The organism is Leptospira ainlahdjerensis, from assembly GCF_016919175.1.
In the GTDB taxonomy this organism is placed as follows: Bacteria; Spirochaetota; Leptospiria; order Leptospirales; family Leptospiraceae; genus Leptospira; species Leptospira ainlahdjerensis.
On sequence record NZ_JAFFPU010000012.1, the window covers coordinates 1 to 21291 of the forward strand.

Annotated in this window: 32 protein-coding genes; 24 read left to right on the plus strand and 8 right to left on the minus strand. The window is 41.8% G+C overall.

What is annotated here, in order from left to right; genetic code table 11:
- Positions 1–197: 197 nt before the first annotated feature.
- The 17 genes from JWG45_RS02675 to ilvD all read left to right on the plus strand — a co-directional run bounded on the left by JWG45_RS02675 (position 198) and on the right by ilvD (position 9920).
- Positions 198–497, plus strand: coding sequence for a type II toxin-antitoxin system HigB family toxin (locus tag JWG45_RS02675; protein ID WP_205278246.1), 300 nt, complete (start codon positions 198–200; stop codon positions 495–497).
- Entirely contained in the window at positions 498–893 is a 396-nt protein-coding gene (locus JWG45_RS02680) for a helix-turn-helix domain-containing protein (RefSeq protein WP_205278247.1), read from the plus strand. It abuts the gene before it with no gap.
- Positions 894–1217: 324 nt separating this feature from the next.
- On the plus strand, positions 1218–1478 hold the full coding sequence (locus JWG45_RS02685; protein ID WP_205278248.1) for a ribbon-helix-helix protein, CopG family: 261 nt from the start codon (positions 1218–1220) through the stop codon (positions 1476–1478).
- Positions 1456–1872, plus strand: coding sequence for a type II toxin-antitoxin system VapC family toxin (locus JWG45_RS02690; protein WP_205278249.1), 417 nt, complete (start codon positions 1456–1458; stop codon positions 1870–1872). Before JWG45_RS02685 ends, JWG45_RS02690 begins: the two co-directional genes overlap by 23 nt.
- 277 nt (positions 1873–2149) lie before the next feature.
- The gene (locus JWG45_RS02695; RefSeq protein WP_205278250.1) at positions 2150–2386 is read left to right on the plus strand and encodes an AbrB/MazE/SpoVT family DNA-binding domain-containing protein; all 237 of its coding nucleotides are present in this window, start codon (positions 2150–2152) and stop codon (positions 2384–2386) included.
- Complete coding sequence (mazF, locus tag JWG45_RS02700) at positions 2380–2721, plus strand: endoribonuclease MazF (RefSeq protein WP_205278251.1); 342 nt, start codon at positions 2380–2382, stop codon at positions 2719–2721. The genes JWG45_RS02695 and mazF overlap by 7 nt, the downstream gene beginning before the upstream one ends.
- Positions 2722–3020: 299 nt before the next feature.
- Positions 3021–3266, plus strand: a complete 246-nt coding sequence (locus JWG45_RS02705) for a CopG family ribbon-helix-helix protein (protein WP_205278252.1) — start codon at positions 3021–3023, stop codon at positions 3264–3266.
- Positions 3266–3685, plus strand: coding sequence for a putative toxin-antitoxin system toxin component, PIN family (locus tag JWG45_RS02710; protein WP_205278253.1), 420 nt, complete (start codon positions 3266–3268; stop codon positions 3683–3685). The genes JWG45_RS02705 and JWG45_RS02710 overlap by 1 nt, the downstream gene beginning before the upstream one ends.
- A 347-nt stretch (positions 3686–4032) precedes the next feature.
- Positions 4033–4314, plus strand: a complete 282-nt coding sequence (locus JWG45_RS02715) for a type II toxin-antitoxin system RelE/ParE family toxin (protein ID WP_205278254.1) — start codon at positions 4033–4035, stop codon at positions 4312–4314.
- A gap of 11 nt (positions 4315–4325) precedes the next feature.
- On the plus strand, positions 4326–4628 hold the full coding sequence (locus tag JWG45_RS02720; protein WP_205278255.1) for a HigA family addiction module antitoxin: 303 nt from the start codon (positions 4326–4328) through the stop codon (positions 4626–4628).
- A gap of 290 nt (positions 4629–4918) precedes the next feature.
- Positions 4919–5179: a type II toxin-antitoxin system HicA family toxin gene (locus JWG45_RS22080; RefSeq protein WP_205278256.1), complete on the plus strand. Its 261-nt coding sequence runs from the start codon at positions 4919–4921 to the stop codon at positions 5177–5179.
- Positions 5176–5532: a type II toxin-antitoxin system HicB family antitoxin gene (locus JWG45_RS02730; RefSeq protein ID WP_036097050.1), complete on the plus strand. Its 357-nt coding sequence runs from the start codon at positions 5176–5178 to the stop codon at positions 5530–5532. The genes JWG45_RS22080 and JWG45_RS02730 overlap by 4 nt, the downstream gene beginning before the upstream one ends.
- Positions 5533–5813: 281 nt before the next feature.
- On the plus strand, positions 5814–6104 hold the full coding sequence (locus tag JWG45_RS02735; RefSeq protein ID WP_205278257.1) for a BrnT family toxin: 291 nt from the start codon (positions 5814–5816) through the stop codon (positions 6102–6104).
- 4 nt (positions 6105–6108) lie between these two features.
- Entirely contained in the window at positions 6109–6309 is a 201-nt protein-coding gene (locus tag JWG45_RS02740) for a hypothetical protein (RefSeq protein ID WP_003007010.1), read from the plus strand.
- A 146-nt stretch (positions 6310–6455) separates the two neighbouring features.
- Positions 6456–6647: a type II toxin-antitoxin system VapB family antitoxin gene (locus tag JWG45_RS02745; protein WP_205278258.1), complete on the plus strand. Its 192-nt coding sequence runs from the start codon at positions 6456–6458 to the stop codon at positions 6645–6647.
- A complete protein-coding gene (locus JWG45_RS02750; RefSeq protein WP_205278259.1) occupies positions 6644–7030 on the plus strand; it encodes a PIN domain-containing protein in 387 nt (128 codons plus the stop codon). Before JWG45_RS02745 ends, JWG45_RS02750 begins: the two co-directional genes overlap by 4 nt.
- A 1033-nt stretch (positions 7031–8063) precedes the next feature.
- On the plus strand, positions 8064–9920 hold the full coding sequence (gene ilvD / locus JWG45_RS02755) for a dihydroxy-acid dehydratase (RefSeq protein WP_205278260.1): 1857 nt from the start codon (positions 8064–8066) through the stop codon (positions 9918–9920).
- Positions 9921–9971: 51 nt separating this feature from the next.
- Here ilvD and JWG45_RS02760 read toward each other — a convergent pair whose 3' ends face one another.
- The 3 genes from JWG45_RS02760 to JWG45_RS02770 form a co-directional block, all read right to left on the minus strand.
- Complete coding sequence (locus JWG45_RS02760; RefSeq protein ID WP_205278261.1) at positions 9972–10547, minus strand: DUF4256 domain-containing protein; 576 nt, start codon at positions 10545–10547, stop codon at positions 9972–9974.
- Positions 10548–10855: 308 nt separating this feature from the next.
- A complete protein-coding gene (locus tag JWG45_RS02765) occupies positions 10856–11338 on the minus strand; it encodes an SRPBCC family protein (RefSeq protein WP_205278262.1) in 483 nt (160 codons plus the stop codon).
- Positions 11325–11654 (minus strand): ArsR/SmtB family transcription factor, encoded by a 330-nt coding sequence (locus JWG45_RS02770; protein ID WP_205278263.1) that lies wholly within the window; start codon positions 11652–11654, stop codon positions 11325–11327. The genes JWG45_RS02765 and JWG45_RS02770 overlap by 14 nt, the downstream gene beginning before the upstream one ends.
- An 860-nt stretch (positions 11655–12514) precedes the next feature.
- Here JWG45_RS02770 and JWG45_RS02775 point away from each other — a divergent pair.
- Together JWG45_RS02775 and JWG45_RS02780 are read left to right on the plus strand one after the other, a co-directional pair.
- Positions 12515–13105 (plus strand): YdeI/OmpD-associated family protein, encoded by a 591-nt coding sequence (locus JWG45_RS02775; protein WP_205278388.1) that lies wholly within the window; start codon positions 12515–12517, stop codon positions 13103–13105.
- 150 nt (positions 13106–13255) lie between these two features.
- The gene (locus tag JWG45_RS02780; protein ID WP_205278264.1) at positions 13256–13684 is read left to right on the plus strand and encodes a hypothetical protein; all 429 of its coding nucleotides are present in this window, start codon (positions 13256–13258) and stop codon (positions 13682–13684) included.
- A gap of 128 nt (positions 13685–13812) precedes the next feature.
- Here the strand turns inward: JWG45_RS02780 and JWG45_RS02785 are convergent, their stop codons facing one another.
- From JWG45_RS02785 to JWG45_RS02795, 3 genes are all read right to left on the minus strand, one after another.
- Complete coding sequence (locus JWG45_RS02785; RefSeq protein WP_205278265.1) at positions 13813–14283, minus strand: SRPBCC family protein; 471 nt, start codon at positions 14281–14283, stop codon at positions 13813–13815.
- A 61-nt stretch (positions 14284–14344) separates the two neighbouring features.
- A complete protein-coding gene (locus JWG45_RS02790; RefSeq protein ID WP_205278266.1) occupies positions 14345–14815 on the minus strand; it encodes an SRPBCC family protein in 471 nt (156 codons plus the stop codon).
- Positions 14778–15089, minus strand: a complete 312-nt coding sequence (locus tag JWG45_RS02795) for an ArsR/SmtB family transcription factor (RefSeq protein WP_232380484.1) — start codon at positions 15087–15089, stop codon at positions 14778–14780. The genes JWG45_RS02790 and JWG45_RS02795 overlap by 38 nt, the downstream gene beginning before the upstream one ends.
- Before the next feature lie 495 nt (positions 15090–15584).
- On the opposite strand from JWG45_RS02795, the gene JWG45_RS02800 reads away from it, so the two are divergent.
- The 5 genes from JWG45_RS02800 (at position 15585) to JWG45_RS02820 (ending at position 20445) form a co-directional block, all read left to right on the plus strand.
- Positions 15585–16067, plus strand: coding sequence for a GyrI-like domain-containing protein (locus JWG45_RS02800; protein ID WP_205278268.1), 483 nt, complete (start codon positions 15585–15587; stop codon positions 16065–16067).
- Between the two features lie 331 nt (positions 16068–16398).
- Positions 16399–17583, plus strand: coding sequence for an MFS transporter (locus tag JWG45_RS02805; protein ID WP_205278269.1), 1185 nt, complete (start codon positions 16399–16401; stop codon positions 17581–17583).
- A gap of 100 nt (positions 17584–17683) precedes the next feature.
- Complete coding sequence (locus JWG45_RS02810) at positions 17684–19240, plus strand: NAD(P)/FAD-dependent oxidoreductase (protein ID WP_205278270.1); 1557 nt, start codon at positions 17684–17686, stop codon at positions 19238–19240.
- A gap of 151 nt (positions 19241–19391) precedes the next feature.
- On the plus strand, positions 19392–19844 hold the full coding sequence (locus JWG45_RS02815) for a transporter (protein ID WP_205278271.1): 453 nt from the start codon (positions 19392–19394) through the stop codon (positions 19842–19844).
- 31 nt (positions 19845–19875) lie between these two features.
- Positions 19876–20445, plus strand: a complete 570-nt coding sequence (locus JWG45_RS02820) for a DUF6817 domain-containing protein (protein ID WP_205278272.1) — start codon at positions 19876–19878, stop codon at positions 20443–20445.
- On the opposite strand, the gene JWG45_RS02825 is transcribed toward JWG45_RS02820, so the two are convergent.
- Together JWG45_RS02825 and JWG45_RS02830 are read right to left on the minus strand one after the other, a co-directional pair.
- Positions 20440–20679, minus strand: a complete 240-nt coding sequence (locus tag JWG45_RS02825) for a hypothetical protein (protein WP_205278273.1) — start codon at positions 20677–20679, stop codon at positions 20440–20442. The two genes, JWG45_RS02820 and JWG45_RS02825, sit on opposite strands and share 6 nt — an antisense overlap.
- Before the next feature lie 55 nt (positions 20680–20734).
- Positions 20735–21148, minus strand: coding sequence for a DoxX family protein (locus JWG45_RS02830; protein WP_205278274.1), 414 nt, complete (start codon positions 21146–21148; stop codon positions 20735–20737).
- Positions 21149–21291: the final 143 nt, after the last annotated feature.

The window sequence follows — 21291 nt, forward strand, 5'->3', positions numbered from 1 at the left end:
TTTTCAGAAATAGAAGTTCGCGACCCTTTCGCGCGCAGGCGCTCCGGGACGCGACGTCGTCAAGCTTCTGTCGTTAGCCGCAAGTTTTGGGCCCAATTCTCACTAGTCTTTCAGCGAGCTTCCGTGCTCGCGCTTCATGGAATAAAATATAGAAAAAAGAATTGTTCCCAATGTGGTAACATTGTATATTTGTTCCTGTGAGGGTTATTTCCAGGAAGATTTTGAGAGATTTCTATGAAAATCCGAAATATTCCGATTCCAGAACGTCCATTGAAATCTGGTATAAAGATGCTTCGAAATCTATCTGGGCTTCGCCAAGTGTAATCAAAGAAAAGTATCGAAACGCGAGTATTTTAAAAGATAATAGGGTTGTCTTTAATATTCACGGAAACAAATACAGACTAATTGTAAAAATACATTATAACTTACAAACTGTCTTCATTCGCTTTATTGGGACACATGAGCAATATGATAAAATTAATGCAGAGGAAATTTAAATGGAAATCAAACCGATAAAATCTGCTAAAGATCACGACTTAGCTCTTAAAGAAATTGAGAAGCTCTGGGATTCCAAGAAGAATACACCTGAGTATGATAAATTAGATATTTTAATCACTCTTGTGGATTCGTATGAGAATAAGCATTTCCCGATCGAGAGTCCGGATCCGATAGAAGCCATTAAATCAGTAATGGAAGAAAAGAACTTAAAAAATGTAGATTTGGGAAACTGGATAGGTGGTCGGAGTAGGGCGACTGAGGTTCTTAGCAAGAAGAGAAAATTGACGTTAGAAATGATTAGGAAGATCAATAAGAACTTAGGAATTCCTACAGAGATTTTGATAAAGGATTATAAAATCAAAGCCGGCGCTTCAAAAGCCAAAGTTAGAGCTTAGTAGAGGCGCCATCCTTGGCTTAATCTTTTGCAATTTGGGCCCAAAACCAACGGCTAACTTCGGCTTCTCGCTCCGTTCGTCACTCACGGTTCCCGCTCGGACTCACTTCGGGCTTCGCCACATTCGCTTTGCCGTTCGGCTTGTTATCGCTCGCTAAGGCTCGCTCAAGCCTCCGTCAATCCCACCGCGCACAAGCGCTTCGGGAGCGCAAACGTCGAGAAGCCTCTTTCGTTAGACGCAAGGTCGCAAATCGCTTAGGAATAAAAGTATTTTAATTTAAATAAGCTTCTTGACTGTAATACTTATCTGTGATACATATTTAATATGATAAGTTTACGTTTACCACCGGAATTAGAAAGAAAATTAGATTCTTTTGCGAAATCTGAAGGTAAAAGCCGTTCAGAAATAGTTAAAGATTCTATCTTGGAGTATATTAAGAATCATGGGAGTTTAAAAACTCCATTTGAATTAGGGGAGGATTTATTTGGAAAGCATTCATCCGGAGTTCCAGATTTAGCTCAAAATCGGAAAAAATATCTTCATCAATCAATTAAGGGAAAGAATGCAAAACGTCGCTCTAATTGATTCCGGTCCGATTGTCGCTTTATTTAATTCTAACGATAAATTTCACAAAACAACTTACAAATTTATTAAATCCTATAAAGGTTCGCTATTCTCGTCATGGCCAGTAGTTACGGAAGTTGTTTATTTGCTTTCATTTTCGATAGAAGCTCAATCTGATTTCTTAGAATGGATTGAAAGAGGAAGCATACAAATTTTAGATATAAATTTAGAAGATCTTCGATATATAAAAAATCGTATGAAAAAATATTCCGACTTACCTATGGATTTAGCTGATGCTTCTTTAATGTGTATTGCAGAAAGGGAAGGGATTGAACGGATTATTAGTATCGATTCTGACTTTTCTATTTACAAAACATTAAAAGGAAAGTTTTTACAAAACTTGTTAAAAGTATAAACGCGACCCAGCGTCTAACTTCGGCTTCTCGCTTCATTCGTCACTCACGGTTCCCGCTCGGACTTACTACGGCCTCCGGCACATTGCTTTGTCACTTCGGTTCGCGAGCCGGCGCTAAGGCGCCTCGAACCTCGTGTCAACCGCGTCGCGCACAAGCGCTTGCGGACGCAACGTTGAGAAGCCTCTTTCGTTAGTTGCCATAGCCCGGAAATTAATTTTCATATTAACGCATTTAAAAAAATGCTGACAAGATTTTAATGGTATATACAATGTATATATGGAATCAATTGTTCAAAAATGGGGTAATAGCTTAGGAATTAGAATTCCAAAAGCAATGGCGATTGAATTAGAAATAAATGACGGTAGCCACGTTGAATTGCAATATGAAGGCGATAAAATAGTTATTTATCCGATGCGAAAGGCATCTCTTGAAGAAAAGCTTTCAAAAATTACTAAACAAAATCTTCATTCTGAAATTTCAACAGGTAGCTCAGTAGGTAATGAAGCTTGGTAAAGAGTAGTAAGTATATTCCTGAAAAAGGAGATATTGTCTGGCTAAATTTTACTCCGCAAGCTGGCCATGAACAAATGGGTCGAAGACCAGCGCTTGTGTTATCGCCGAAAGAATATAATTCAAAAACTGGTTTGGCCATATTTTGTCCAATAACAAGTAAAGTAAAAGGATATCCTTTCGAAGTGGTTATTAAATCTAAAAAGCTAAACGGAGTAATTCTTTCCGATCAAATAAAGAACTTGGATTGGACTATTCGGGAAGTAGAGTATATAGAGTCGGTAAGTAAACCTTCTTTGAAAGAAGTTTTAGATAATATTAAACTATTAATATTTTGATAACGGGCTACAGCAACTAACTTCGGCTTCTCGCGGCGCTTCGAGATTGCTATCGCAACTCTCGCTTGCCCTTCGGCACATTTGCTTTGTCACTCGGCTTGTGATCGTTCGCTAAGGCTCACTCAAGCCTCGCGCCAATTCTTCCGCGCGTTTAGCGCGCTCCAGAAACGCAAACGTCGAGAAGCCTCTTTCGTTATGCGCAATTGCGGGGAAGACGCCACATCCATGTGGCGAGAAGTAGGGGCGAAAAGGATAAAATTAGGTTGACAAGCATACAATCTTTGTATATTATTTAGATTATGAATCAGACTGTTAATATTTCCTTTGAAAAAGCACTTTTAAAAGAAATCGATAAAATTGCAAAGAGGGAACACAGGTCCAGGTCAGAATTGATTCGTGAAGCCGCTAGAACGTATATTGAGAAAAAAACTAGATGGCAAGCCATCTTTGACTTCACTTCAAAAGTTACTGATCGAAGTAATGTTTCTGAAAAGGATGTTTTTAATGAAATTAAATCCGTTAGAAATAAAAGAAATGCTTCTTAATGTTGAAGGTATTATTAGATACTAATATTTACATCTCTGCTATTTTATTTAAAGGAAAACCAAGGCTTGTTTTCCAAGATTTAATTGATGAAGTTTTTACAGGATATATTTCGAAGGAAATATTAGCTGAGATTGAATCTACGCTCTCTAAACCAAAATTCAAACTTGATGATAATTTTATTCAGATTGTCTTATCTGAAATCAGAGATATTACTGCGCTTGTTAAAAATAAACCTATTCAAGATTATTTAGAGTTAAGAGATAGAGATGATTATCACATTCTGGAGTCTGCTTTTGCAGCAAAAGTAGACTATTTAATCACTGGAGACAAAGATTTATTAACTCTTCAGAAAATTAAGAACTTTAACATCATTACTCCAGATGAGTATTTAAGTATTAAAGAAAGAAACGAAACTTAATTCAGCGACATCCGTGTCGCGAAATCCCGCAACTACGCCTAACTTCGGCTTCTCACGGCGCTTCGAGATTGCTTCGCAACTCTCGCTTGGCCTTCGGCACATTTGCTTTGTCACTCGACTTGCAAGCCGTTCGCTAAGGCTCACTCAAACCTCGTTCCAATCCCTGCGCGCACAGGCGCTTCGGGAACGCAAACGTCGAGAAGCCTCTTTCGTTAGACGACATTTTGAGAACATTTCCCGGATTAAAGATCCCGACCGGGGAATCTTAGATTGATAAATTATAGCTAAAAGGCAACGTAAGGAATAATATCGATTGACAATACTCTTGGCTTCCAGTAATATTAATTGTGATTAGCTCTTTTAAATCCCAAGAAACAGAAAAAGTCTGGAATCAGGAATTTTCTAAGAAATTACCTAATCAAATTCAAAAGATTGCGTATCGAAAACTAGTAATGATAGCACGATCAAAGAGTATCGAGGATTTAAAGATTCCACCTTCGAATCATTTAGAAAAACTGTCAGGTAACAGATTAGGTCAATATAGTATTAGAGTTAATGATCAATGGCGTATTTGCTTTAAATGGAAAGAATCAAATGCTTACGAAGTTGAAATAGTAGACTATCATTAGGAGAATACTATATGAAAAAGATTTCAAATGTTCATCCAGGTGAAATATTAAACGAAGAGTTCTTACTTCCAATGAATATAACTGCCTATCGCTTAGCAAAGGAAACGAAAATAAATCCGACTCGAGTGAGTGAAATAATTCATGGGAAGAGGGGAATAACTGCTGATACTGCTTTGAGATTTTCAAAATTCTTTGGAAATTCAGTAGAGTTTTGGATGGGCATTCAAGACGAATTCGAAATTAGAGAAGAGCGCGATAAAATATCAGCTGAACTTAAAGAAATTAGAAATTATAAAGAGCTTATTAGCGCTTAGATATCTCAAAACGTCGTCTAACGTCGACTTCTCGCTTCGTTCGTCACTCGCGGTTCCCGCTCGGACTCACTCCGGGCTTCGCCACATTCGCTTTGACGTTCGGCTTGCGAGACGGCGCTAAGGTCGCTCGAACTTCGTCCCAACCGCGTCGCGCACAAGCGCTTGCGGGCGCGAACGTCGAGAAGTCTCTTTCGTTAGCCGAAATGTGGCTTCCTTTTGCATTCGAAATCGGACTGAAAATGTCACTAAAAATTAGTTGCAATTCTGAGAATTTACTTTAAAATAGGATTGTGTCGAAGGGCGAAAAGTTAGTAGAAAGATTCAAAGGAAAACCAAGGGATTTCTCTTACGATGAGCTTAGAAAACTACTCTCTATCTATGGATATAATGAAAACAATTCCGGCAAATCCTCTGGTTCAAGAGTCGCTTGGATTCATTCAGAAACCAAACATATAATAAGACTTCATAAACCTCATCCTAAAAATATTTTGAAGTCGTACCAGATAAATCAAATATTAGACGAATTAAAATCGGAGGGCTATATAAAATGAAAGATATTATCGAATATAACGGCTTCTTAGGCTCTGTTCATTTTGATGCAGATGATGAAATATTTTTTGGAAGAATAGAAGGAATTGAAGATTTAGTTTCCTTTGAAGGTGAATCAGTTAAACAATTAAAGAAGGCATTTCAAGAATCAGTAGATGATTATTTAATTTTATGTCAAAAAGCTAAAAAAAGTCCAGAGAAATCTTTTAAAGGTTCATTTAATGTTCGCATACCGACAGAGCTTCATAGACGCGTCTATAGAAAATCTTTGAGAGAAGGTATCTCTTTGAATCAATTAGTTCAGAGAGCTTTAGAAAAAGAAATTACTGATCTCAAAACGCCACACTTCGGCTAACTTCGGCTTCTCGCTGCGTTCGCGACTCACGGTTCCCGCTCACTCCGGGCTAAAGCCTCATTGCTTTGTCACTTCGGTTCGCGAGACGGCGCTAAGGCGCCTCGAACCTCGTGCAAACCGCGTCGCGCACAAGCGCTTGCGGACGCAACGTCGAGAAGTCTCTTTCGTTAGGCGACAGTGGCGGATATCAAATCTTTTATACGGCAATCTTTAAAGTAAATCAATTGGGACACCGAAAATAAAGACTTTACATATATATAGTATCATTATTAATTATTTAAGTGCGTTTTGAATGGGATATCGAAAAAGAAAGAATAAATATTCAAAAACATGGCCTCTCATTTGGAGAAGCCTCATTGGTTTTTGCGGACCCAAGAACTATTTACATTTCTGATCCAGATCATTCCATTGGCGAAGTCAGAGAAATTGCACTTGGCACGATTGAAAATATTACTATTGCAGTTGTAATTTTTGTTGATCGAACGCAAAATGATGGAGAAATAATAAGGATTATATCAGCGAGACCGGCTTCGACTTCAGAGAAAGCTCAATACTACTCAACTGATATTTAAAGATATGAGAGAAGAATACGATTTTTCAAAAGGGAAGCGCGGTGTTTATTCACGAGACTTAAAAGATCTCCATTTTCCTGTATACCTCGATCCTCAATTGGAAGAATATTATAAAAAAATAGCTCTTAAAAAGAATAAAGATCTTAGCACGATTATTAATACAATTTTGCAAAAAGAAATGGAATTACACGATTCCTTAATCTAATTTTTTAAAACGCCACCATCGTCTAACTTCGATTATTTTTTCGAAGGGAATTTTGTAAGAATTAATTTGGTTTACTTACCAAAAGCATACGGCAACCTGAAAATAAGATTTGACGATGTATACAAATTAAACACTTTACGCGTATTGTGAGAACAACAGTAGATATCCCAGAAGAATTGTTTTTAGAGGCGATGAGATTAACTCGTTTGAAGACTAAGACGGATGTAATTAAGGAAGGGCTTGCTTCTTTAATCAGAAGAGAAAAATTGAAAGATCTGGAGAAATTCAAGGGATCCGTTCCTCTTGGAATTAATTTAGATGATTTAAGGAAGCCATGAGCCGTATTCTATTGGACTCATCTGTTTGGATTGAGTATTTTGGGAACAGGAATGCTTCAATTTCGTTCAAAGTCGACGAGTTAATTGATGCGGAGAATATTTATACAAACGATCTTATTTTGTCAGAGTTGATTCCTTTTCTAAAATTGCGAAAACATCCAAAAATAATCGCTTCCTTAAGATTTTTAGAACGGCTCCCATTAGAAATTGATTGGGAACAGATCATTGAGTATCAAAACTCTAACCTCAGAAATGGGATTAACAAAGTTGCGATTCCTGATTTGATCGTTGCTCAGAATGTAGTTCAAAATAGGGCGATGCTCTTTACGCTAAATAAGAACTTGAAACTTATGAGCAAGAACATTCAACTAAAAGTATATTGACTTATCGACATTACGTTAACTCCAGAAATCCATTTCTTGAAACTAAAAATCATTCTTCGGAGAAGGAATGGAAAGATGGGAGTCGAACGAACCGATCAATTCTGCAAGAATCAATGAAATACAAAAAGAAATTTGGAATTCTCTACTTTGAACAAGGAGATATTAGAATTTTTAAATCCTGAAAAAACCTCCGAAAGAATGCCAGAGAATTCGTTTAACTTCATCTTTTTTCCACAAACGGTTTCGTATAATGTTAAGTCTGGGGTTCTTATAAGTCTTCTCCGAACACGAAGGCGTTTTAAACCTCAGTAAACATTCTTCTTTCAATTCTCCAATCCGTCGTTGTATCTTTAGCCAGAATTCATCTTCGAAATCCAAACTCCCTGAACTTCTGACCGAGAGATTGGCGCTTCCATACACGTGCAAATCCGGTCTTCACCTGCTTGGGATCTCATATTTTTTCCGAAACTTCTCCGTTTCAAAGGCAGGAGCTACCGAACGAACTACAGGTGAATCACTTTTTTGCAGAGGATCTAAAAAAGAAAAAATTCACCCTCTGTTTTACAAGACTCAAATCGATCTCGTAAATAAGTGTAAGGATCGAACTTGAGACCTTTGCATTTTAAAATGAAGAATAAAATCCAAAGCGCCTGCGGTTATCATTTGCGGACAAACCGAGAAAAGCCGGTTCTCTCTTACGATTCGAAAGGGTGAATCTCATTCTCAACGAAGTTCGTTTCAAGTTGCAACAGGAGAGAATCCGAAAAGATCGGAACTTTTTTCCCTGGACCGGAAAGAATCACCAAGGCCCTTTTCCAGTCGAAATTTGAATTAACTTTCATTCTATGTTTGTACATCCAAGAACGAGCCTAGTCAACGATACAGTTTACTTTGTTAACCCGGCTGGCCTCCGAACACCTTTTCTTCCCGGACGAAAAACTCCTAAAAAAAAATTCCAGAGACAGGACAATCAATCTCTGCCTGGACGGTGGAAATTACTCGACGTCTCCTATTTGTCCGAAAAAGGTTAATTATGCCTCAGTATAGATCCCGTACCTCCACACATGGACGCAATATGGCCGGCGCAAGAGCCCTTTGGCGCGCGACCGGCATGAAAGATAATGATTTTGGAAAACCGATCATCGCCATCGCCAACTCTTTCACCCAGTTTGTTCCCGGTCACGTACATCTAAAAGACTTGGGTCAACTGGTTGCCCGCGAAATTGAAAGAGCGGGGGGAGTGGCAAAAGAATTCAATACCATCGCCGTAGACGACGGCATCGCGATGGGTCACAGCGGAATGTTATATTCTCTTCCTAGCCGGGATCTAATTGCTGACTCCGTGGAATATATGGTAAACGCGCATACGGCCGATGCGTTAGTCTGCATCTCAAATTGCGATAAAATCACTCCGGGGATGCTGATGGCAGCTCTCCGCTTGAATGTCCCGACCGTCTTCGTTTCCGGCGGTCCGATGGAAGCCGGAAAAGTGACTTGGGAAGGAGAAGTTCGCAAACTCGATCTGATAGACGCGATGGTGGAAGCGGGGAATCCGAATGTCTCTGACGAAAAAGTAGCCGAGCTCGAACGTTCCGCTTGTCCTACCTGCGGTTCCTGTTCCGGAATGTTTACCGCAAATTCTATGAATTGCCTAACGGAGGCTTTGGGTCTTTCGCTTCCGGGTAACGGTTCCACTCTTGCCACTCATTCCGACAGAAGACAATTATTTCTTACCGCAGGCAACCTGATCGTCGAACTTGCGAAACGATACTATGAGCAAAATGACGAATCGGTTCTTCCCAGAAACATTGCAAGTTACGAGGCATTCCAAAATGCGATGAGTCTAGACGTCGCCATGGGAGGATCCACAAACACGGTTCTTCACATCCTTGCGGCCGCAAACGAAGCTGGTATTCATTTTAAGATGGAAGATATCGATAAAATTTCCAGAAGAACCCCCTGCATTTGTAAGGTTGCCCCCGCGAGTCAGAAATATCACATGGAAGACGTACATAGAGCGGGTGGAGTCATCGGAATTCTTGCAGAATTGGATCGAGTCGGTCTGATCAATCGAGACGTTCCTACGGTTCATTCTCCTACATTAGGAAAAGCTTTAGAAGAATGGGACATCGTTCGTCAGGCTTCCGGGTCCAAGGCTTTCGCTCTATTCTCCGCGGCTCCGGGAGGAATTCCCACCACGGAAGCGTTCTCCCAATCCAAACGTTGGCCGGAGCTCGACTTAGATCGAGTCAACGGTTGTATCCGCGAAGTGGAACACGCGTATTCTAAAGAAGGTGGACTCGCTGTTCTTTATGGAAATATCGCTCCCGAAGGTTGTATCGTCAAAACCGCCGGGGTGGACGAATCGATCTGGAAGTTCAGAGGAAGAGCCCGCGTCATGGAAAGTCAGGAAGAGGCAGTCTCCAAAATTTTAGGAAACGAAGTTGTGGAAGGTGATATTGTCGTAATCCGCTTTGAAGGTCCCAAAGGCGGTCCGGGGATGCAAGAAATGTTGTATCCTACCACGTATTTAAAATCCAAAGGTTTAGGAAAAGCTTGTGCTCTTCTTACCGACGGAAGATTCTCCGGAGGAACTTCCGGGCTTTCGATCGGCCATGTTTCTCCGGAAGCCGCCGAAGGCGGGGCAATCGGCCTTGTGGAAGAAGGAGACACGATCGAAATCGACATTCCCGATCGATCCATTCATCTTAGAATCTCCGACGCCGATCTTGCAAAACGCAGAGAAGTGATGGAAGCCAAAGGTAAAAACGCTTGGAAACCGCAATCTCGGAAGAGAGTCGTTTCACCCGCGCTCCGCGCGTATGCTGCGATGACAACTTCCGCGCATACGGGTGCGGTGAGAGACGTAAGTCAGGTAGAACCTAAGTAAAAAACACCGAGGAACGACCTTCACTTCTTTCGTAAGGTTCGCTTTGCAGATTCAGACCCTGAGGGAACCACGGAACGCCCTTACCGCGTAATAGGAAGGAGCGCCGTTGTGATACACAAAAACTTTGCCGTATCTGCGGTCTGCAAAGAGCGCTCCGCCGAGCTTTCGTATATCCGATGGAGTTTTGATCCAACTTGATGTTTTCTGATCAAAACTCCCGAGTTTTTGTAGCTCTCTGTATTCTTCTTCCGTTAAAAGTTCGATCCCCATCTCAGCCGCCATCTCGACCGCGCTATTTTCCGGTTTATGTTCTTTTCTGGATTCGAGACCTTCTTGATCGTAACAAACACTTCTTCGACCTTTGGGGCTTTCCTCCGAACAGTCATAAAAAACGTATTCGCCTGTCTTTTTATCTTGAGCGACCACATCCGGTTCTCCTCCGGTCCTTTCCATTTCCTGGAGGGACCATAGTTTTTCGGAATTCGCTTCCAACCTCGCTTTTACTTTGATCCACTCCAAATCCTTATGGCGTTTCCTGTTTTTCTCAAAACGGACTTTCAGGATTTCAAGCAACGCTTCGCGTTGTTCCGTTGGCAATTCTTTCCGATTTCGATGGGCTTTGTTCATAGTGGAATAGGATCTCTCTCAGTTGCGGAAACTTGTCAAGCGTATCCGGATCGGGATTCTGCTTCGAGCTTTCGATACGATCCGTTGGGAGGGACCGTTCCGATAACTTCCTCTTAAGAATGCTTCGCTCCATTGCAGTGCCTTAAAAACGTTATCGTTCTCGTCGCCATCCCAACATTCTCTCCGAAAACTTGTATCGTCTCATCGTTGTATTCGGGTCTGGTGATTGAGACAAAGAACGTTTTTGCGGATGGAATTTTAAAAATTTTCCGGAATCCATCGACGGGATACCGCAATGACTCTTTTTCCTATTTTAAGGTTTCTAGATATTTGCTCAGATTTTCGACGTGTTGTTTACCGCCTTCGATCGCGCCGTATTTTTTATTCACTCTTTCCAGTTCTTCTTTGCTCGGGAAAATTTGTTCCATGGTTAAGTTTGTTCCTTCCCCGGCTTCTTCAAAGATGATTTTCGTTTGAAAGTCTACGTCTTCGGTTCCTTCGCCGTCACCAAGATGTTTGTAAAAGATGAGACGAGGCTTCTGGATGTCTATGAATTGAATTCTGTTTTTGTAGTCATGTCCGTCCGGACCGTGCATGATAAAATCCCAGATTCCACCGTTTGTAAAATCCAAACTGTGACTCGTCAGAGTAAAACCGTCAGGTCCCCACCATTCCGAAAGATGCTCTTGAGACGACCAGGCTTCAAAAAGAAGATCAATCGATACATCGAAGTATTTTTTATAGATGACCTTGTTGCCATCGATGATTGTTTCCAAGTTATTTTTTATCACGAGATTTCTCCTTTTTAATTTTTAGAACATATTTCTCCAGTTTATCCAAACGTTTCGCCCACAGATCCCGAATATCCCGCAACCAATCTTCCATTTCCTCGATCCCCGAATCATTCAGTTTGTAGATACGTTTTTGAGCCTCTTTCTTCATAGAAAGAACTTTCGCCTCTTTTAGCACTTTTAAGTGTTGCGAAATGGCGGGAGGACTCATACGAAAATTTTGGCTTATCTCGGTCGACGTAAGTTCTCCGTTTTTGGCCACCAGCCTTACGATTTCCCTTCTCGTGTCGTCTGCAAGAGCGGCAAATGCGTTCATGCTTTATATTTAAGAAATAACTTAATTAAGTCAATACTTAAATAAAGAGAAAAACAAAATTCTCATAGAATTTTGATAGGTTTTCAAGAAAAATCCCGTGGGAAAAACCTAATCTTTTTTAACATGACCCTCCCATACGCTGCCTGGATCTTCAGAAGAACCTGTCGGAACTACGACGCCCTTCCGTGAAAGTCGCGCGCCCCGCCCAAATTTCGGGTGGAGGGGTGGGTGGCGGGAAAAACCACTGCGGACTTTCCTATATCACAAAATTCTAATTTTCCAAGCGCAAATTCCCGTGTAGGAACTCACACAAAATCTTTTATAGCAGAACCATTCCTGTTTCCGTTTTGTTACAACTTGCGGGCAAGGTTATGCTTTTTAAGGGAGATTCCGAGATTTTTGAAAATCGGGAATACAAATTCATTCCCGAAAAAAAGCTTTGAAATCCGAATCGGAAAAATGAGAGAAGTAGAATCCGCTTTCCCGCCTAATAACAAATATTGATCGTGTCCTTCGTCTTTTGGGAGAATCGGAGTGGATTCTAAATCCCTGAGAAAGTCCGAGTTTGTTTGAACGATGGAGAAAAATTTCCTATCTAAAAAAGGCGGCGACAATCAAAGACAACGTGCGATCAAGGAACTCAAGCCGTCCGAAGGGAATAGACCGAGTCGGAATCGTCAAAATCATAAATTTTAGAATTCAGTTGCACACGGAGATTCCATTCCGTAAATAGGTATTGCCCAAAGACAAGATCTCACTTCGGAACTCAGTGTAGGGTTTGAAAAATCAAAACGACTCGACCTCGTGATATTTTTGAGCTGCGGAGAAAATAGGATTTCAGTGAATTCAAAATGAAACAAATGAATCCAAAGGTGAATTTTTATTTTGACAAAGCCGAGAAGTGGCAAAAAGAATTGGAGAAGTTGAGAGCGATCGTTCTAGATTCTAAACTAACCGAAGAATTAAAATGGGGCTCGCCTTGCTATACATTCGAAGAAAATAATATAGTTCTCATACACGTATTCAAAGAATATTGTGCGCTTCTTTTTTTCAAAGGCGCATTGTTAAAGGATCCGGAAGGGATTCTTATACAACAAACAAAAAATACACAAGCCGCGAGGCAGATTCGGTTCACCGATGTCCGCGAAATCGTAAAAATGAAATCGATCTTAAAGACCTATATTCGGCAAGCGATTGAAATAGAAAAAGCGGGATTAGAAGTTAAGTTTAAAAAAACTCAAGAATTCGATATTCCTGATGAATTCAAACGTAAATTGGAGGAACTCCCCGAACTAAAAACCGCCTTTGAGCGTTTGACGCCGGGAAGACAAAGGGCTTACATTCTTCATTTTTCCGCACCCAAACAGTCCAAAACCCGCGAGGCACGGGTGGAAAAATGTATGGAACAGATTATAGGCGGGTTAGGTTTGAATGATCTTCGAAGGCGATAGAAAAAATCAACTCCTACAGGTTGAAAAACGACTAAAAATGGCAAGGAGTTCGGAAAAAAAATTCGCATAACGTTCCTATTGGATCGTTTTTCCCGTTCTCTTTTGAATGTGAACCTTTTCTAAAAAACCATCCGAGTCGATTTTCAAAGTATGCATTCACATATTACGGTAATCATTCCCAATTTTACGAATAACATTTACGCGGAGCTGAAACGGATCATCGAGCCGCATCGCCTTGACGACGATGATATCAAGTCGATTCGTTCCCGCCATTTCGATGCTTGGTATTTCCCTTCCGATCCTCTTATCGACCAAGAGCTAAAAACGAACTATCCAAAAGATCATGAGGAAATTCTTAATCATTCTTGTTACGTCAGAAACTTACCTGAAATTTATCATACTTCCGGAGTGATTCTTCCCAACGGTTCCTGGATCGATCTTCAAGACTTCGGGTGGCGTCTGCTCCACGAACCCTCGCAAAAAAACGAATCTGCATGGAAACAATGGTTAAAAAAGTTTCAACAGCTGATCGACGTTCATAAAGAACAGATCTGCACACAAATCATCGTTCATAGTTGAAGCCCGTGATGAAAAAACCATTCTCTCCACGAGTCGAAACGGTCATTTAAAAAAAGAAGGATTAGCGTGATGATCGATAGGACGGAGTTTTACGCATGGAAGAGAATCCGACCATGCGTCTTTGAGCTCTAATTCAAATCGTCAATTTTCAAATCGTCCGGAGCAGGTCGGCCATGCCCGACCTCAACTAGGTCTTTTAGACTGAGTAAGAACGTCGCCCATTTCATACTACAGTGAGCCGTGAACTCGCTTTCCTGTTTCCAATCCTGATGCCGAAAATAAAGAATCGTCAGTCCTTCTCCATCCGGAGCTTTACCCGCATTCCATTTAAAGTCGATCCGAGAACCGATCCAGTCGTCCGGTCCGGAAGTGCATTCCCAAAGAACTCTTTGTGGAGCGACATCTTTCACTTTCATTTCCATGTTCGCCTTGTGTCCGAATCCGAAACGAATCGATTCTCCCAAACCGGAAACTCCTCCGGAAAACGGTCCTTCGACTTCTCTGGTCCACCATCCGGCAAGGCCGGCTTGTGTCGTTAGAGCCCGGAGCACTTCTTCCGCTCCGGAACGTATTCCAATTTTGTGATAGATTCCGTTCATATTTTTATCCTTCCTCATTCCTTTAATTTTTCTTTCCGGCTTTGCCGATAAAAAATTCGTTTTAAACTTTCTCGTTCAACCATTCCGAATAGGCGTCGAGAATATGGGTCCAGCCGTAAGTGTGGGATTTGATTTCCGCTTCGTTTGCGAGGCGCTCGTGAATCAAAGTTACGAGTGTCTGCGGTTTTTGAAGCACGCCATTCGGACCTTCCACAGTCGTTTCCGGCAATGCGGTAAAAGTGATAGTAACCAGAGTGTCACGGCCTCCGGTCGCATGAGAACGCCAAGTGAAGACCAACTTGTTCGGCTCTTCGATGGTTTTGTATTCTCCTTCGTGCGGGAGATTTGTTCCGTTGAGGGCCATATCGATTCGAAATTTTCCCCCGGGACGAGGATCGATAGTGACCGATTCTACGATCGGATCCCCGCTTAAAAACCAGCGGGTAAAATTTTCAGCGTCGAGCCAGGCGCGAAACAATCTGGTTCGATCCGCGTTAATTTTTTTTTCTATTTTTAGGACGGGTCCGTTCATTCTTTTGATCCTCTTCTTCTATAAATGTTTCGAGTCGGTCGAGTTTGTGAGTCCAAAACTCCTGATGGTAGGTAAGCCATGCGAAAGCTTCGGAGATAGTTTTGTTTTGCAACTCGAGCCTGAAACTTCTTCCGTCCTCCGGCGCTTTTACCTTGCGAACGAGCCCGGCCGCGTTCAAAACATCGATATGTTTGGCGACTCCGGCGAATGACATGGAAAACGGCTCCGCCAGCTCTGAAATCGTAAGCGAGCGTTCTCGTAAACGTTCCAGCATCTGCCGTCTCGAGTGATCCGCAAGCGCAGAGAACACCCGATCTAACTTCTCTTCGTTTTCAATTAATTCAACCATCTGGTTGAGCAAATGAGATTATCAGAATTTGTCAAATATTAAACCGTTTTGTTGAATACTTTTTGGAAGTTTTAGCCTCGATCTCGACTTCGAGGTTCTATGTCCTTTCAGAATCAGCGGCCGGATGGATTCTAAAGAATCCGTAAAATCTCGAAAAGTGTAGGAACTGCTACAAAGATTAAACTACAGAAATGCCGGATTCTTAGGAGCTTCTACAATGAATTCAATTTCTAAATTGCGTTTGAACCAATTCATCGAACTTTCGAGACAAGCTCGAAATCCCGATCTTGGATGAGAAGGAAAAGAATCGAAAAAGCGGACCTTTCTCGAAATCGAAGGAGGATCTATTTTTTTTTGGAAGATTGGGATTCTTCTGAATTCAATCTTGAAATCGATTGAAGGAGAAGAATTCTAAACTGAATGCAATTTCGTATCGAAACCTTAACCGAAAAAAAACTTCTCGGAATGAGAATTCTTTTGTCCCTTTCCGAAAATAAGACCCGAGAACTTTGGAAGAGTTTTATAACAAGAAAGGGCGAAATTCGGAATCGAATCGGGACCGAATTCTATTCGATGCAAATCTACGATGATTCTTATTTTAATAATTTTAATCCGAATACAAAATTTGAAAAATGGGCGAGTGTGGAAGTCCCCGATTTTGATCACGTTCCAAAGGATATGGAGACCACCATTCTTCCCGCCGGTCTTTATGCGGTCTTTTTCTACAAAGGTTCTTCCGCAGAGGCGCCGAAAATCTTTCAGTATATTTTTGGGACTTGGCTACCTGAATCGGATTTTTCCTTGGACAACAGACCTCACTTTGAGGTGTTAGGAAATCAATACCACAATGACGATCCGAATTCGGAAGAAGAGATCTGGATCCCGATTCGGTTGAAATCTTAGAAATCAATTCTGAATTCAAAATCACTTGCAGTTTTTATAATATTTCTCCCCGAATGTCGGAAAGGAGATGCGTGATTGCCATACAATATCCCGACTTGGGCCGAGTTTTAACAACGTAGACCAAAAACGGGGAGTCTCCGTCTTTGCAGAGAACGTTCCGCGTAAACGATTCCGCTTTGTAGGATTCGTGTCGAGATCAAGGGAGACGGAATTCATTGTTTTATAATTGTATGGATTTTTGATCGTTATTTGCAAACGAATTGGTTGCGCTCCGAGAAAGTTCTTCATTTTTGGAAATCAAACCCTTGGATCCGTGTAAGGAACGATTTTTATGTTTAAAGATCAAAAACATCCTCTTTTTGTCTGTATTCTTTTGGGCTGTAGTACCGTTCTCGGTCTTTCGGGAATCGACTTGGTGCTTCCCAGTATTCCCAAACTTCCCGAATTTTTGGGAGGGGATCAAACTCTTTCGCAGTTTGTCATCGCGTCCTTCGTGGCCGGAACCGCTTTCGGAATGATTCTTTTCGGAAACGTCACTTCTCGCGCGAGCACTTCATCCATTCTTTTTTTATCTCTTTCCGCTTATTCGATCACGTCCTTTCTTTGTTCCTTTTCACCTAATATGAATACGTTGATTGTACTTCGATTTTTCCAGGGACTTTCCTCTTCGGCTGCTGCGGTTTTAGCTCCTGGGATTTTCAAAAGTCTTTTTGATGAAAAGGGGGCAGCAAAAGCCTTGGGGATTTTAGGAAGTGTGGAATCGTTGGTTCCAGCCTTGGCGCCCGTTTTAGGAGTTTGGTTTTTGACAATCGGCACTTGGAAATATTCATTTTTTGTAACGTCTTTTTTTGCCTTTGTATTCGCGATCGTATTCTTAACGATTCGTTTGAACGGTTCGATACAAACCTCTTCCGTTGTAAAATCGGGATCGTATAAAAAACTTCTTCTTTCCCCCGTCTTTCAAAGATATTCTCTGAGCCAGGCTCTCAATCTGGGCGGTCTTCTCGTTTTTGTTTTCGGAGCACCCGTCATAATCGTCAATACTATGAATTCTGATATTCAGAAGTTTGCCCAGATGCAGACGATCGGCGTCGTCTTTTTTATCATCGGCGCGGTTTTATCTTCTTCTTATCTCAATCGCAAAATCGACTCGGAACTTCTCGTTTCGATCGGAACCGGGCTTTGTCTTCTGTCCTCGCTTTTACTAATTTTGGTCTCGGTTCTAGGGGAGAATCATCCGACTTCGATTCTTCTTATTTTTCCGCTCATGAATTTCGGACTGGGGCTTCGAGGCCCGAACGGTTTTTTAAAGGGAATCATCGCCGCTAACGGGGACGACAATCGCGGCTCATCTCTGATTCTTCTTTCTATCATCTCTGTTTCAGCCGGAGGCACGGCGATCATCGCTCCTTATCTGAATCATGGTCTTTTTGCTTTGAGCTTGTTTGTCGCGATTCTCCATACGATCGCGTGTTTCCTTCTGATCTTTCTTCCTCCATTGGCTTCCAAGTCCTAACAGAGAGGAGCTTCGATCGATTCGGAAGACATCGCGCAAAAAGGATTGACGCACCCGGTTCGGAATCGAACTCTTTGGTAAGAGAAGTTTGATTCCGAATATGATCCATGAACTGCAACTTCGTGTCGCTCCTTCTGTTGCGGGACAAGAAGAAGAACTTCGAGCCTTTGTTTCAAAAACTCTCAAAATCAATTCTCAAGAAATTCGTCATATAGAAATCGTAAATCGTTCGATCGACGCGAGACAAAAAACGATCTATGTAAATCTCAAAGTATTGGTTTTCATTCACGAAAGCTTTGTAGAAAAACCGATTTTTCTTCCCGATTATCCGAACGTCGCAAACGCGGAGGAAGTAATCGTCATCGGAGCCGGCCCGGCCGGACTTTTTGCATCTCTTCAATTGATCCTCTCCGGAAAAAAACCGATTCTCCTGGAAAGGGGAAAGGACGTAAAAAACCGTCCGCTTGATCTCAAAGAAATCAACATTCATCACAACGTAAACGAGGATTCGAATTATTGTTTTGGGGAAGGAGGAGCGGGAACCTATTCGGACGGAAAACTCTATACGAGATCCAAAAAGAGAGGCAATGTCCGCGAAATCTTAGAACTCCTCGTAGGTTTTGGCGCGAGCCGAGACATCTTGATCGAAGCCCATCCTCATATCGGCACCAATAAACTTCCGAAAATCGTCCGAAATATACGGGAAAAAATCATAGAAAGAGGCGGGGAAGTTCATTTTAACCAAAGAGTTACCGACTTTTTGTTGAATGGAAATCGAATCGTAGGAGTGGAAACCAAAAACGGAGATAAGATACATGCAAAAAATGTAATTCTTGCGACCGGACATTCCGCGAGGGACATTTTCGAGTTGTTAAACCGAAAACAGATCGAAATCGAACTTAAACTTCTCGCCGTCGGAGTAAGGGTGGAACACAAACAATCCCTAATCGACTCGATTCAATACAGATGTGAAACCCGCGGACCTTATCTTCCGCCTTCTCCTTACAGCATCGTAAAACAGATCGAAGGAAGAGGGGTTTATTCTTTTTGTATGTGTCCCGGAGGAGTTGTAGCGGCGTGTGCGACCAAACCGGAAGAGATCGTCACCAACGGATGGTCTTCTTCCAAAAGAGCTAGGCCTTCCGCAAATTCCGGAATCGTAGTCGAATTAAAACACGAGGACTTTAAACCCTTCTCCAAATACGGAGCGTTAGCCGCGATGGAATTTCAAAAGTCGATCGAACACAACGCTTGGGTCGCGGGTGGAAAAAGACAAACGGCGCCGGCTCAAAGGCTCGTCGATTTTGTTGAAGACAAATACTCCACGGATCTTCCGAAAACTTCCTACACTCCAGGAATTACTTCCGTAGAATTAAAAAACGTACTTCCCGATTTTATCGTTCGATCCTTACGACTCGCATTCAAAGAATTTGATAGATCCATGCGCGGTTATCTCACGAACGATGCCGTAATACATGCCCCTGAAACCCGCACATCCTCTCCCGTGAGCATTCCGAGAGATCCGGAAACTTTACAACACGTTAGAATCCGGGGTTTGTATCCTTGCGGAGAAGGCGCGGGTTATGCGGGGGGAATCGTTTCGGCGGCGATGGACGGAATTCGCTGTGCTCTTGCCTGCGCTCAAACCGAATTCTAAAACTCATCTATTTATAAGAATCGGCCTTTCGGTCGGTTCGTTCTCTTTTGATGTGTCTCAGGAACGGTCGGAGTAAAAAGTTAGAATTTTGTTTCTTCCGGCGATGTAAGATCCATTTATGGAGAATCAGATCCTTCGGAGATTCCATAGAATGAAATTTAATACGGCGTTTTATCCGTTCCTATTTGCTTCGATCGCCGCGATCGGAAATGCGTTCTTTGCTTACGGTCAAAAAAAATCCACGGCGATCAACGCTCCGTTCCTGTTTTTAGTTCCAACTCTTTTGATTTGTATCTTTCTTTTGATCTTTTCGCTTTTCTTTTACAAACCCGAAACTCTCAAAGAATATCTTTTTCAGAATTGGACTTACTTTATCATCAGCGGCGTAGGATTGTATTTTACTTTTTTGGGATTTTATCTTCTCTACAGTCGTTTTGGAGCTTCGTATTACATTTTATATGCGGTATTTTCGATTCTTACCACTTCCATTTTCGTAGGGGTGATCGTATTTTCAGAAAAGATCAATCTTTTTCATTATCTTTCGATCCTCTCCGCATTAGTCTCCATTTTCTTTTTCAACTACGGTCAGAACGCAACGAAGTAATATCAAAAGTATCTTTTAGAACGGGAAACGGATGACCGAGCCGGACGGAATTCTTTTGGATCGACTTCGAAAGTTAAACGCGGAGAAGTTCGAACACATACACGGGGATTTACTAACCCATCTTATAGGTACGTTTCGAATTTTGGCGGATTGGGGCTCCCCGCCGGTTTTGTATAACGCCGGTCTCTATCACGCGGTTTACGGAACTTTCGCTTATCAAAATCCTCTGATTGGTACGGAAGCAAGAAAGGAAATCGCTGAAATTTTAGGGGAAGAATCGGAAACGTTAGTCTTTCTTTACGGCTCTTCTGACAGAGATTATTTTTATTCCCAGTTCGGAAAAAACGAAACCGTAAAACATAAGAATTGGGCGACGAGGGAGATCCAAATTCTCACCAGAAAAGAAACCGAAGATCTCTGCGAATTGACCGCCGCCAACGAATTGGAGCTCGCTTTGGCAAACGATTCCTTCTTAAAAAAATACGGCGAAGAACTGAAGAATTTGTTTGAAAGAATGCATCCTTACCTTTCGAACGTAGCTTTTTCAGAATGTAAAAATGTGTTTCGATCGAATACATTCCGAAACACCGGTCTATTATAAATTCATAAACTGTTTGTTGAGTGTTTCCAAATCCCGGATGAGATCTACAGGCTTTGGTTGAATCATTTTCGCCAATTTCATCCCGTCGTCGATTAGATCCAAAATCAACTTTTTCTCCGCGATCGCACGCGCGTTCGGCATGGACTTTCTTTCGTTTTTATAGATAGAAGCCTTTTCATCTATGATGGAAACGATCTTGTTCAACGCGTGAATCTTTGCTTGTTCTTCTCCCATGAAAATTCCTCCTCTTTTTGGAGAGACGTTAGAGAAAGGGAAGGAATAGGAAAGCTTATTTTTGCATCCTTTTTTGTAAGATCTCCGTCAACTTTTGTCTTTCCATCCAAAGAAGTGAGAAACAAGCCGCCGCGCTTGCCAGCGCAAGGATGAATAAAAATCCTCCGTCGCTTTCCTGTTCGATTCCGATCGCAAAAAGGTGAGAAAGAATCGCACCGGACATGAGTCCCGCTCCGAGCAAGGCCCCAGACCAACCAAAACCTGGAATCAAAAGAAGAACGGAGGCGATCAATTCGAGAACTCCGGTTCCAATTCGTCCCCAGGGTTCCGCACCTAACTTTGAAAAGATGGCCACCGATTCCGGTGCGCCCGAAAATTTAAAAAACAAAGTCTGAAGAAAGATCAACGCGACGAAAATCCGCAAACCGAAGAGAATTAATTTTTTTTTGGGAAGATGGAATGGTGACAAGAAAACGCTCCTAAGATTCTGTTTGAGTGATTCGGTTTTGCTCTAAAAAAGTTACACGATTCTCGTTGATTTTATAAGAATCAGGAAACAAAAAGCCCGCTTTGAATAAGCGGGCTATCATAGTCGAAACACTCGGCTCTTTT

Excerpts from the sequence above, each read along its gene's own strand:
- JWG45_RS02740 (WP_003007010.1), top strand. The coding sequence starts at position 6,109 with ATGAGAGAAGAATACGATTTTTCAAAAGGGAAGCGCGGTGTTTATTCA.
- JWG45_RS02815 (WP_205278271.1), top strand. The coding sequence starts at position 19,392 with ATGAAATTTAATACGGCGTTTTATCCGTTCCTATTTGCTTCGATCGCC.
- JWG45_RS02705 (WP_205278252.1), top strand. The coding sequence starts at position 3,021 with ATGAATCAGACTGTTAATATTTCCTTTGAAAAAGCACTTTTAAAAGAA.
- JWG45_RS02795 (WP_232380484.1), bottom strand. The coding sequence starts at position 15,089 with ATGCTGGAACGTTTACGAGAACGCTCGCTTACGATTTCAGAGCTGGCG.
- JWG45_RS02720 (WP_205278255.1), top strand. The coding sequence starts at position 4,326 with ATGAAAAAGATTTCAAATGTTCATCCAGGTGAAATATTAAACGAAGAG.
- JWG45_RS02820 (WP_205278272.1), top strand. The coding sequence starts at position 19,876 with ATGACCGAGCCGGACGGAATTCTTTTGGATCGACTTCGAAAGTTAAAC.
- JWG45_RS02805 (WP_205278269.1), top strand. The coding sequence starts at position 16,399 with ATGTTTAAAGATCAAAAACATCCTCTTTTTGTCTGTATTCTTTTGGGC.
- JWG45_RS02695 (WP_205278250.1), top strand. The coding sequence starts at position 2,150 with ATGGAATCAATTGTTCAAAAATGGGGTAATAGCTTAGGAATTAGAATT.
- JWG45_RS02690 (WP_205278249.1), top strand. The coding sequence starts at position 1,456 with ATGCAAAACGTCGCTCTAATTGATTCCGGTCCGATTGTCGCTTTATTT.
- JWG45_RS02730 (WP_036097050.1), top strand. The coding sequence starts at position 5,176 with ATGAAAGATATTATCGAATATAACGGCTTCTTAGGCTCTGTTCATTTT.
- JWG45_RS02760 (WP_205278261.1), bottom strand. The coding sequence starts at position 10,547 with ATGAACAAAGCCCATCGAAATCGGAAAGAATTGCCAACGGAACAACGC.
- JWG45_RS02825 (WP_205278273.1), bottom strand. The coding sequence starts at position 20,679 with ATGGGAGAAGAACAAGCAAAGATTCACGCGTTGAACAAGATCGTTTCC.
- JWG45_RS02785 (WP_205278265.1), bottom strand. The coding sequence starts at position 14,283 with ATGAACGGAATCTATCACAAAATTGGAATACGTTCCGGAGCGGAAGAA.
- JWG45_RS02775 (WP_205278388.1), top strand. The coding sequence starts at position 12,515 with ATGAATCCAAAGGTGAATTTTTATTTTGACAAAGCCGAGAAGTGGCAA.
- JWG45_RS02810 (WP_205278270.1), top strand. The coding sequence starts at position 17,684 with ATGATCCATGAACTGCAACTTCGTGTCGCTCCTTCTGTTGCGGGACAA.
- JWG45_RS02770 (WP_205278263.1), bottom strand. The coding sequence starts at position 11,654 with ATGAACGCATTTGCCGCTCTTGCAGACGACACGAGAAGGGAAATCGTA.
- JWG45_RS02790 (WP_205278266.1), bottom strand. The coding sequence starts at position 14,815 with ATGAACGGACCCGTCCTAAAAATAGAAAAAAAAATTAACGCGGATCGA.
- JWG45_RS02685 (WP_205278248.1), top strand. The coding sequence starts at position 1,218 with ATGATAAGTTTACGTTTACCACCGGAATTAGAAAGAAAATTAGATTCT.
- JWG45_RS02750 (WP_205278259.1), top strand. The coding sequence starts at position 6,644 with ATGAGCCGTATTCTATTGGACTCATCTGTTTGGATTGAGTATTTTGGG.
- ilvD (WP_205278260.1), top strand. The coding sequence starts at position 8,064 with ATGCCTCAGTATAGATCCCGTACCTCCACACATGGACGCAATATGGCC.
- JWG45_RS02780 (WP_205278264.1), top strand. The coding sequence starts at position 13,256 with ATGCATTCACATATTACGGTAATCATTCCCAATTTTACGAATAACATT.
- JWG45_RS02800 (WP_205278268.1), top strand. The coding sequence starts at position 15,585 with ATGCAATTTCGTATCGAAACCTTAACCGAAAAAAAACTTCTCGGAATG.
- JWG45_RS02710 (WP_205278253.1), top strand. The coding sequence starts at position 3,266 with ATGTTGAAGGTATTATTAGATACTAATATTTACATCTCTGCTATTTTA.
- JWG45_RS02680 (WP_205278247.1), top strand. The coding sequence starts at position 498 with ATGGAAATCAAACCGATAAAATCTGCTAAAGATCACGACTTAGCTCTT.